Origin of the sequence: Oscillibacter sp. PC13, from assembly GCF_900115635.1 — a bacterium.
GTDB lineage: Bacteria > Bacillota > Clostridia > Oscillospirales > Oscillospiraceae > Oscillibacter.
Window position 1 is genome coordinate 1 of sequence record NZ_FOXE01000031.1, and the last position, 10994, is coordinate 10994.

Sequence of the window (10994 nt, forward strand, 5' to 3'; positions counted from 1 at the left end):
CCGCCTTTTCCAATCAGGTACGGCTCTATTGTATCACGATTATTACTGGATGTGCCGCCAATTTTAAAGGCATCCAAATCTTCACGACGGAAACTTCGTTCATAGTTCATATACCTCCAGGAACTGCGCTCGTAATCCACGTAGATGATATTGCCCTGCATTTCGGGAAACGGTGTATTGTAGCAGATAATTTTTTCCGGCTCAATACGACGCAGCATCTCGTTGTATCCAGCCATGAACCACTCTTTTTGATCCTGGCGGTTGTCGTGTTCGGACGCCATGTAGGTGGAGACAGCCACCACACTGCCTCTTTCGAGCCCCTCAAAGCAGAAATCAAACGTGGATTCATCTCCCCAGTTGACAGTCGGAATGACCCGGAGCCCTTTGGATGCCCAGTAAGCGCCGCACCAACGATTACGAAATACATTGTAAAGCTGCATGACAGGCGCCATTTCCAGGTACATACTGAAATCCGGCGACAGCACCGCACGGTATCGGGCCAGTTTTTCGACGTCATTATCTGGGTGCTTCCAAACCCGCTCAAAACGATAGTCATATAGGAAGAAGTGAACCATCCGGTCAAGATGATTCTGATCCTCCAGATGGGTCTTGTCAAAGCCTATCAACAAAAGATCGTCAAAGTCTCCGGGCTTTTCTTGGAACTTGGGAATGATGGGGATTTTCAACTTTCCGTTGCCAGAAAACTGGTTGCGAAGCAGCGTCTGACTGGTTCGGTAATTGTAGTTTTCTTCGGTCATAAATAGACCTCCTGTATAAAGTAAGGAATAAATCCTCCTACATACGGGCTCCCGATTGGAAAAAGTTGTACAGTTTCGCGCAACAACATGCGCAATTTTAAATCAGCAATAAAAAGTCAGAGTATCACGAAAGAATCTGTAGTTATTCAAAGCAGGAATACTTTTCAGAATTCGCATCTGAGTTTTATGTACTGCAGAACCTTACCACCCCTTCATGGCCATGCCGCCCAAGGTCTGCGTTTGTTCTTCTTCATGGTCGTCGGGCTGGTGGCCCAGAGCGATGCGCAGCTCCTGGAGCTCCCGCATCCGCTTGCGGTCAATGTGCAGCCTTGGCTGCGCGGGTGCGGTGGGTGCATTGTCCCGGAAGATATTGCTCATGTGGTAGAGCAGACGGGACACTGTGAGCAGCAATTCCGGCTGACGCCACTGCTCCTGCCGTTCCAGAACATACTGGGCGTAGGGATGACCATACACATTTGCCATCTGAAAGCAGTTCCAGGCCGTTTCTCCGTCTTTGGGGACGCCATTGCCTGTGAGGTACAGCTTCCCCAGCAGGTAGCTGGCCCAGGGGCGATTCTGGTCGGCCGCGTGACGGAGATACTCCGCCGCTTTGACTGCGTCCTTTTGCGCGGATTTACCCGTCAGATATTCCTTTCCCGGGCGATAGGTGGCGTCACAATTTCCATTTTGCGCTGCTCTCTCCAACCATTGGATTCCATCTTCACCGTCATGCACCTCCGGATCATCAGAGAGATATAATTTCCCCAGCGCATATTGAGCTGCGGGCAGATTTTGCTTTGCCGCCAACTCCAGCCAGTGGGCGGCTTGCTTTATATCCGGCAGCAGCAGGCCGCCGTCCCGGTACAGCAATCCCAGGAAGTACTGGGCGTGGACGTCGCCGCTCTCCGCCAGCCGTTCCAGCTCTTCCGCTGCCTCATCCCGTTGGGCCAGCGGCAGCTTACTGTCCTCGATCCTAGCCCGCAGCCGCAGACACTCGTAGGAGACTTCCCGGTTGTCCACCCACTCACCTCGCTCTTCCATCTTTTCGTCCTCGAAGGTGATCTTGCCCAGACGGATATTCTCCGTCTCCCGGATGACCGCGTTCTTGATGGCCCGGAACTCTTTCTGCTTTGACAACGGCGGACGCTGCTGTTTCTTCCCCGAGTAGAACTCGTTCACCTGACACTGGAGCTCCCACCATTTCTGATAGCATTGATCCACAATGGGGATGCCCTGCAGCTGATCCACGATCTCATCCACCTGCCGCTTCATAGGCCTCGGGAGATATGTATTTCTTTGTATGCGCCTTCGGTATCAATGCTCTTAGTGTCCCTGATATGATGCCTGCATGCAGACAGCGGCTCCCTTCTTTTGCGGCACCTGTTCCCTTTAAGCAGCAGGAAGCCCCTGTTTTACGGAATTTCATTGATGATCCGAATGCAGAAAATGATTTTCAGCTGTCCCAAGCATCCTTGTATCTTCTGAGTTTTTGGTAATTTCGTGTATAATAAGCCACGTCATTTGTGGGTAATGTGCACAAAATTTTATTCGTTCCCCAAATAGAATGCGCAAAAATTGATGTTTGAACAGTGGCAAAACAAGGGGGAACTCCTATTTTACGCACGGGTTATAAAAAATATGAATGCGATATAGACGAGGCCATTGATATAACAAATGCTTTTCGCGGAAAAAACATTTGTTCTGTACATGTTTGATTTGCTAAAACCCTGCAAAAAAAGTTTCACTTTTAGAATATTTCAAAAAAGAAATTAATTAAACACGTAAAAAAGATTAGTAAAAAAGGAGGAGGGGCAGCTGGTTTGACATGGAGAAATAAGCGAGATACGCTAATTATGGAACAACGAGGCAAAACCTTTTGAGTGAAAAGATGTTTGCCCTGTGTTTCAGGAGCAGAACAGTACTGCGAAATTTTGAAAGGAGCAAGTTAGTAATGTCTATGAAACCCATTGAACTGCAAAAGCATCTGAAAAAGGGCGGCGTCAGCTACATGGCGGTCACTCCCTTCAAGGAAAACGGAGAGGTCGATTATGACGGCTATCGGGAAAATATCCGTTGGTTAGTCGACAAGATTAAGGATTTTGAAAACTGCACTCTGACTCCCTGTGGCAGCAACGGCGAGTTCCCCCATCTGTCTCATGAGGAGCACAAGAAGGTGCTTAAGGTTTGTGTAGACGAAGTCAACGGCGCTGTACCTGTTATCTGCGGTACCGGCCGTGCCAGCACCTATGAAACCATCGAACTGAGCAAGTACGCCGAGGAGATCGGTGCTGATGGTGTGCAGGTTATTCTTCCTTACTACTTTGTTCCCATGGAAGAGGGTATGTATGCGCACTATGAAAAGTTGGCTGAGGCCATCAACATCGGTATCGTGATCTACAATAACCCCGCTTTCTCCGGTTCCTGGATCCAGCCTCCTCTGATGAAGAAAATGCTGGAAGGCTTTGGCGGTAACGGCAAGATTGCCGGCGTGAAGGATAATACGCCTCACATGATGTCTTTTGACGGCATGTCTAAGGTTGTGAGCCAGTTCGGCGTGCCTCTGTACAGCGGCTTCGGTGAAAAGTGGTTCAAGTATCAGTATCCTTGGGGTGCTGACGGTCTGGCCACTCCCTTCGGCAACTTCTTCCCCGAGTATCCCAGAGATGTATTCCTGGCTTCTCAGAAGGGCGACAACAAGAAGATCGGCGAGCTGATCGACCACATGAAACCTTACTATGATTTCGTTGGCCGTTGCAACGCCGCCCGTAAGGACACCGGCGTTCTGTACAAGCCCGGCACTGCCATCTACGGCGAAGGCAACTTCCGTTTTGGTGTTGTGAAGGCTGCCATGAACCTGATGGGCCTGCACGGCGGCATCATGCGTCTGCCCCTGACCGGTCCCAATGAAAAGGAGACCGCTGAACTGAAGGAAATTTTGAAGGGCCTGGGCCTGCTGTAAGATACAGTATTTTGAATGGCTATAGCCAAAAGGCTTAATAATAACCATCGTTTTAAGTAACGGTGAATGGTTATTCCGTTGTGATATACACAATTATTTCGACGGGTGATCTCCCCCCACCCGCAGGCATAATTGAAAAAAGTGAACTAGACGGGCAATTTTATTTAAACACATGTACGAAACCGTGTGTACTTTAGGTCTACATCAAAAAAGAAAAGTATGGAAGGAGCAGACACCGTGAAAAGATTTGTTACTTTGTTTCTCGCACTTGTCATGATTGCAGGTTGCCTTGCAGGCTGCGGCGACAAAAAGGAAGAGGGAACGCCTGCCGATGCCAATACTCCTACTAGCACTGAAGCGCCTAAAACCGATTTCCCTAAGAAGGACATTGAGATCGATGTATGCTATTCCGCCGGAGGTACTGCCGACACAGCCAATCGTGCTCTGGCTTCCATCATGGGCGAGTACCTGGGCGTAAACATCAACGTCGTCAACGTGACCGGCGGTTCCGGATCCATTGCCGGTCAGCAGGTCATGGGGGCCAAGCACGACGGTTACACTTGGCTTGGTGACGTTGCCCATACCGCTTCCGGCTGGCGTGTCATGGATTACGCCGATCAGAGCTGGGAAGACTGGTACGGATTTTACGGCGCCACCGCTCCCTACGTCCTGTTTGTGGCTGGCAGCTCTCCTTACACCACCTATCAGGAACTGTTTGATGCCATGAAGGCTGACGCCGGCATCAAGTGGGGCAACGCCGGTTTCGGCTCCATCAACCAGCTCACTGGCCAGCTGATGCTGGATATCGTAGGTCTGAAGGGTACCACCGTTCCTTACAACGGCGGCCGCGAAGCTGCCGTCAAGGTCATTGCCAACGAGGTCGTGTGGTCCTGGGCGGGCATCTCTGACGTTATGGACTTGGCCCTGAGCGGCGACATCCGCATTCTGGGCGTCTGCGATTCCGAGCCTCTTGCCATCGACTGCGCGAAGGGCGCTTATGAAGCTGCCTCTATGCTGACCGACTACCCCACCCTGTCCACTCTGGAAGGCCTGCTGTTCTGGGGCTTCCGCGTACCTCGCGACACCCCCCCCGAAGTGGTTGCCCGCATCCAGGAGGCCTTCGAGTATGCTGTTGAAACAGACGAGTTTGCCAAGTACTGCGCCGACAATGCTCTGACTCCCGCTCCTGCATGCGGCCCCGAAGCTGACGAGATGTGCGCAAGACTGGAATCCATTTATGCCTGGGGCCTGTATGATCAAGAACTGGCTGCCGAAGGGATCTCTCCCGAGGACTTTGGTATTCCTCGCATTGAGGATTTCAAGTATCCCACCAATGACCGCATTGCTGCCATCAACCCATGGCCGAACGTCTGATTTATAGAAACCAATAATCTTATGTGACACGGTTTCGTAAAAAGGGGCCGCTCATTTTGGGCGGCCCCTTGTGCATAACAGGAGGTTATACATGAAAAACGAGAAAATTGGGCGCTGCCTGGAAGGTCCTATTATGATCGTCCTGGGCATCGTTTGCCTGATCCTGTCCTTGCAGATCCGGAACAACCCGGTAAAGGTTCCCGGATTTTTGAACGTACTGGTTCAGGCGAAGATGCTGCCCATTGCGGTCTCTGTTCTGGTCATCATTTTGGGCGTCATCCTGACTTCGCAGCTGAAGAAGGGGCTTTTGGTCACGCCCAGTATGCCGAAGGAGTCCTGGATTCGCGTGTTGATTCTGACACTGATTACACTGGTCTACCTGATTGCGGTTTACTTCACGGGGTTCCTGATTCCCACGTTTGTGTACTGTCTCGTCATGCTGTTGTATCTGAACTGGAAGCAGAAGAATTCCATCCTGCTGCTGGCAGTGGCCGCAGTCTACACCGCAGTAACGGTATTCCTGGTTCCCTGGATGCTGAATCTGAACCTGATGCTGTTTTAAGGAGAGGAATCAATGGAAGCTTTATTGACTATTTGGAGTTATCTGCCCGATGCCATTTCCAGTTACCTGGGCGAGCCCATGGTATGGGTCATGTTGATTCTGGGCACTGCACTTGGGTATTTTGTCGGCGTTATGCCGGGTCTCGGCCCTACAATGGGTATGGCACTGTCTTTGGGAATCATCTATAGGCTGCCGGTGGAACAGGGCATGGCTCTGCTGATTGGCATCTTCGTGGCCGCAGTCGGTTCCGGCGGCATCACTGCCAGCCTGATCAACATCCCCGGCACTGCCGCCGCAGCAGCGACCTGTCTGGATGGGTATGCAATGGTAAAACAGGGCCGCGGCAGGGAGGCCTGCGGCTATTCTGTGTTTGCATCCGTTATCGGCACACTGATGGCAACTGTCTTTATCTTTCTTATTCAGCCCTTTGTCACCACGATTGCCTTAAAGTTTGGCGACTGGGAGACGTTTTTGTTCTGCATGTTTGGCCTGACAGTATGTGGTTCTCTGTCCGGCGACCGTCCGGTCAAAGGCTGGCTCGCCGCATTTATCGGTTTCTTCATTTCCATGTGCGGTGCCGAGAGTGTGCAGTCTGTCGTCCGCTACAACTTTGGCCGCAGTGAGCTGCTGTCTGGTTTTAACAGCACCGTGGCCATGCTGGGACTGTTCGGCATCGGAGAGGTGCTGTACACCCTGATGAACAAGCAGAGTACGAAGGTAGAAGGCAAGGCCGGTCTGCCAATCATCAAGCTCGGTGTGTTTGCCCAGAACATTGCAAACATTATCAAGTCCTCTTTGGCTGGCATCTGGATCGGGTTCATCCCCGGCATCGGCGAGAGCGCGGCCTGCTGGTTCTCTTATGATATTGCAAGGCGCAGTTCCAAGAGCAAAGAGACCTTCGGCAAGGGCAACCCCGAGGGCATGATCGCCGCCGAGGTGGCCAATAACGCCTCTTCTGTAGGCGCTCTGATCCCCGCGCTGTCTCTGGGCATCCCTGGCAGCGCCACTGTGGCTATCTTCATCTCCGCCATGTACCTGATGGGTTATCGCCCCGGTCCCACCCTGGTCATGGAGAACCCCGGAATCCTGAGCGGCATCTGCGTGCTGTTCGTTGTCGCCGCCCTGGGTCTGCTGGTCATCGCTTTTTTGGCGTCCAGCGTCACGCTCCGGCTGCTGTCCATTCCCGAGTCCGTGCTGATGCCTCTAATCGCTGTGTTCTGTGCTGTAGGCGCCTATGGTACCACCAACACGCCCTTCAGCCTGGTCCAGTTGGCGTTCTTCGGCATTCTGGGGCTGCTGATGAAAATATACAACTATCCCATCGCCCCTCTGGTCCTTGGCATGCTGGTAGGCAACACCGCTGACACCTGCCTGCGCCGTGCACTGACCCAGTATGCCGGCAACATCAGTGGAATGCTGCTGCGTCCATTTGGCCTAGCCGTGTTGGCAGCTCTGATTCTGGTCACCATTCTGAGCATTCGTTCCGACAGAAAGAGCAAGGCTGCCAGCAAGGCTACCAGCAAGGTGGGCGACTGATCCGAGGGAATTCCCCTACTTTATTACGCACCTAAATTTTTGGTAAAAAGCCATGGGGCATCCTTTGGCTTTTTACCAAAAAATTTGAACATTTTTAAAAAAGCACCCCGTTTTTTGCGAAACGGCGTATTTATGTAAACGAAAAGGAAGGTATTCATCATGTTTGTCAATCCTGCCGAATGGCGCGCAATCTGCGCGAAGTTGTTTACTACGGTGGGCGTTTCCGAAAAGGACGCCATGACCATTGCTGAGGCTGCTGTCAACGCTGATATCCGCGGCGTGGCCTCCCATGGCACTGCCCGTCTGTTGGTTTATCGCGACCGCATCAAGCAGGGCCTAATCAATCCCACCCCCGACATCCGCATTGAAAACGATTGCCCCACTCTGGTGCATTTGAACGGCGACAACGGTCTGGGCCAGATAGTGGCTGATGCGGCTGCCGATATCGCCATCGAGCGCGCCAAGAAATACGGCTGCTGCTGCGTGTCTTCCTATCATACCAATCACATGGCCCTGCTGAGCCATTACGGCCTGAAGATTGCCAATGCAGGTATGATTGCCTATATCATGTGTAATACGACCCCCTTTGTGGCCACCACAGGTGCTGCTGAGCCCGTAATCGGCACCAATCCCATTTGTTGGTGCATTCCCGGTAAGGAGTTCCCCATCGTTCTGGATATGGCTATCTCTCCCGCACGCGGCAAAATCAAAAACGCCGCTGCCGCCAACAAACCCATTCCCGAAGGATGGGCTTTGGACAAGAACGGTCAGCCCACCACCGATCCCAAGGCTGCTCTGGAAGGCGTTCTGCTGCCCATTGCCGGCCACAAGGGTTACGGCATCGGCATAGTTGTCGAGGTTTTCTCCGCGCTTCTCTCCGGCGGAAACTCCGGCAGAAACCTGACCCATCCTCTGGACGACTACCAGCATGTTCCCAACTGCGGCAACTTCATCATGGCGCTGGATCCCTCCAAATTGCTGGCAGAAGACGCTTTCATTGAACGTGTGGATGACTATGTCAAGATGGTCAAAGCCAGCAAGAAATCCTCTCCCGACGCTGAGATCCTGTTCCCCGGTGAGTTGGAGCACCGCGCCGAGATCCGCGTCAGTGAAAATGGTCTGGAAGTCAGCGAGGAAGTTTATAAGCAGTTTACCAGCCTGATTGCTGAATAAAAAAACTATGTGGAATTCACTTGGAAATTTGCTCGATACTGTTGAAATCCCGCAGATGATCCCGGTCAGGCAGCGTTTTTCATGTGAGGTTCTGGAAAATTGGCAGGACGCCCTGGAACACGCATTGATCTCCGCCGGGGTAAATGAGGTGGTTCGGCCTGGCATGCGCATCGCCATTACAGCCGGTTCCCGCGGGATTGACCATATTGTAGACTATCTGCGGTTTATCGGTGAATTCTTGCGGGCGCAGGGAGCGAATCCCTTTGTGGTTCCGGCTATGGGCAGCCATGGCGGTGCCACTGTATCTGGACAGATATTAGTTCTAGAGGGTCTCGGAATTACCGAGGAGAGTGTCGAAATGCCCATCCATGCCTCTATGGATACGGTTTTGATGGGAATGACACCGGAAGGCCTTCCGGCATATACAGATCGTATTGCCAGCGAAGCGGACGGGATCATATTGGTCAACCGCATCAAGGCGCACACGCAGTTCCGTGGTCCTTATGAGAGCGGTCTTCTGAAAATGTTGACGATTGGTCTTGGTAAGCAGCGAGGCGCTGAATGCTGTCACCGGCTGGGGCTGAAAAACATGTCCAAAAATGTGGAGGACATCAGCCGGTTCCTGCTGGGGCGTTTACCGATACTGTTTGGGGTTGGCCTGTTGGAAAATGCCTATGACCGCACCATGGCCATCGAAGGGATTCCGGCACAAGAGATCATGGCGCGTGAACCAGGTTTGCTGGAACGTGCCAAGGCCAATATGCCCCACATCTGTGTGCCCAATTTGGACGTGCTGGTTGTTGACCGGATTGGCAAAAATTACAGCGGTTCCGGTATGGACCCCAATGTGACGGGGCGCTTTTACAGTAAGGAAATTCCAGCAGTACCCGCCGCGCAACGGATCGCGGTTCTGGGCCTATCCGAGGAGACCCACGGAAATGGCTGTGGCCTGGGTGTGGCGGATACGACAACCCGCCGTGTTGTGGATCACTTGGACCGTGAGAGCATGTATGTGAACGGTTTGACGTCCCGAGTGGCAGAATCCGGACGTATTCCATTGTATTTCGACAATGACCGGGAAGCCATCCAGGCGGCAATCAAACTAACCGGGAAGCTGTGTGCGTCCCAACTCCGGATGGCGCGGATTCCTAACACCATGCAGCTGGAGCGCATCCAGATTTCTGAGGTACTGGCGAAAGAGGCACGGGATCTTGGGCTGGAGATTGTTGGCAAGGCTGAACCCTTGGCCTTTGATGCGGAAGGCAATTTGCTGTAAATGATGACAAGTGCCGACTATTAAGGGGTGGTATCGTGGAAAACCTGACAGTGTCTTTGAGTACTACGCTGTACATGACGCTCGTTATGCTCATCGGCAGAATGGCTTTTCGGAAAATTCCGGATAGAGAGATTGTGATTGCACAAATCAACAAGATGGTCTTCTCGATTTTTCTTCCGATGATGGCCTTTCGGAATATTTACACCACAGATTTGAAGACAGCCTTTGATGCCGGACTGCTGCTGTATATGCTGGCAGTGTTGTGCACGATTTGGCTTATCCTGATGGTTCTTGTGCCACGGTGGATTCCGAATCGGCGCACTTGCGGCGCTTTTATTCAAGGCACAATCCGCAGCAACGCAATGATATTTGGACTTTCCGTAATCAGCGAGTTGTTTGCTGGCCAGGATCTGGGCTGTCCCACGATTCTCTCGGCCTTCACCACTGTAGGATTTAATCTAATCGGTGTAATTACACTGGAAGTTTACCGGGGACAGAGGCCGGACCCCCGAAAGATCGTTCAAAACATTTTGAAAAATCCGGTGCTGATTGCTGGTGCCTCTGCCATTTTATTAGTGGTGATGGATATCCATCTTCCATTTTTTATGGAGAGAACGGTCAACGCTATGGCTAATATGGCTTCACCCATGGGAATTTTGCTGATCGGCGCCAGTTTGCAGATGGGACAGTGCACGTGCAAAAGCGCCCTGGCAGCTTCTGTACTTATGCGGCTAGTAATTATTCCTGCCATCGGCGTAACTGGAGCAGCGTTTTTGGGATGGCGCGGCATAGAGCTTTACACGGTCCTGATCATCATGGCGACGCCCACTGCCGTCGCTTCCTATTCCATGGCACAGGTGATGAACAGTGACGGTGTGTTCGCTGCAAACCAAGTTGGAATGAGTTCCCTGTTGGGAGCCGGCACAATTTTTCTCTGGACAGTTGTGTTGGATTTTTATCAACTATTGTAAGCGGATTGCAGCAAACTCACCTTAAAATCATTTGTTAAAATTTTGTACAAGGAGAAGTGGTTATGGCAAGGGAATTTTTAGTACCAAGAAGCATTCTGACAGGCTCTGGAGCATTAGATGCTGCAGCCGTTACTTTGCAAAGAATGGGTAAGAAGGCGCTGATTGTCACCGATTCCATGATGGTGGAATTGGGCAACTGTGCCAAGGTGGAAAAGGTCTTGGCAGATGCGGGCATTCATTATACTGTTTTTGACCGTATCGGCGGCGAGCCAACCGATCTGATGGTAAGGGATGGACTGGGCCAGTACAAAGCTGAGGGCTGCGATTTCTTGATTGCCTTAGGTGGCGGCAGCCCCTTGGACACGATGAAGTCCATCGGTGTTCT

10 protein-coding genes are annotated in these 10994 nt (G+C 51.9%); 8 read left to right on the plus strand and 2 right to left on the minus strand.

Going from position 1 to position 10994, the window contains the following annotated elements; translation table 11 throughout:
• Positions 1-758: DUF4417 domain-containing protein (locus BMZ81_RS13560; RefSeq protein ID WP_091133006.1), on the minus strand; the 758-nt coding region annotated here is incomplete at its 3' end.
• 201 nt (positions 759-959) lie between these two features.
• Complete coding sequence (locus BMZ81_RS13565) at positions 960-2030, minus strand: tetratricopeptide repeat protein (RefSeq protein ID WP_091133008.1); 1071 nt, start codon at positions 2028-2030, stop codon at positions 960-962.
• A 679-nt stretch (positions 2031-2709) separates the two neighbouring features.
• Between BMZ81_RS13565 and BMZ81_RS13575 the strand changes: the two genes are divergently transcribed.
• The 8 genes from BMZ81_RS13575 to BMZ81_RS13610 form a co-directional block, all read left to right on the plus strand.
• The gene (locus tag BMZ81_RS13575) at positions 2710-3717 is read left to right on the plus strand and encodes a dihydrodipicolinate synthase family protein (RefSeq protein ID WP_177187327.1); all 1008 of its coding nucleotides are present in this window, start codon (positions 2710-2712) and stop codon (positions 3715-3717) included.
• A 237-nt stretch (positions 3718-3954) separates the two neighbouring features.
• Positions 3955-5091, plus strand: coding sequence for a tripartite tricarboxylate transporter substrate binding protein (locus BMZ81_RS13580; RefSeq protein ID WP_177187328.1), 1137 nt, complete (start codon positions 3955-3957; stop codon positions 5089-5091).
• Positions 5092-5182: 91 nt separating this feature from the next.
• Positions 5183-5653, plus strand: coding sequence for a tripartite tricarboxylate transporter TctB family protein (locus BMZ81_RS13585; protein ID WP_091133018.1), 471 nt, complete (start codon positions 5183-5185; stop codon positions 5651-5653).
• Positions 5654-5665: 12 nt separating this feature from the next.
• A complete protein-coding gene (locus tag BMZ81_RS13590; protein WP_091133023.1) occupies positions 5666-7189 on the plus strand; it encodes a tripartite tricarboxylate transporter permease in 1524 nt (507 codons plus the stop codon).
• Positions 7190-7348: 159 nt separating this feature from the next.
• Positions 7349-8362: an Ldh family oxidoreductase gene (locus BMZ81_RS13595; protein WP_091133026.1), complete on the plus strand. Its 1014-nt coding sequence runs from the start codon at positions 7349-7351 to the stop codon at positions 8360-8362.
• 55 nt (positions 8363-8417) lie between these two features.
• Positions 8418-9638, plus strand: coding sequence for a nickel pincer cofactor-dependent isomerase, group 22 (locus BMZ81_RS13600; protein WP_177187329.1), 1221 nt, complete (start codon positions 8418-8420; stop codon positions 9636-9638).
• A 35-nt stretch (positions 9639-9673) separates the two neighbouring features.
• Positions 9674-10609: an AEC family transporter gene (locus tag BMZ81_RS13605; RefSeq protein WP_091133030.1), complete on the plus strand. Its 936-nt coding sequence runs from the start codon at positions 9674-9676 to the stop codon at positions 10607-10609.
• A 62-nt stretch (positions 10610-10671) separates the two neighbouring features.
• The coding region (locus BMZ81_RS13610) for an iron-containing alcohol dehydrogenase (RefSeq protein ID WP_143072792.1) at positions 10672-10994 on the plus strand (323 nt) is incomplete at its 3' end.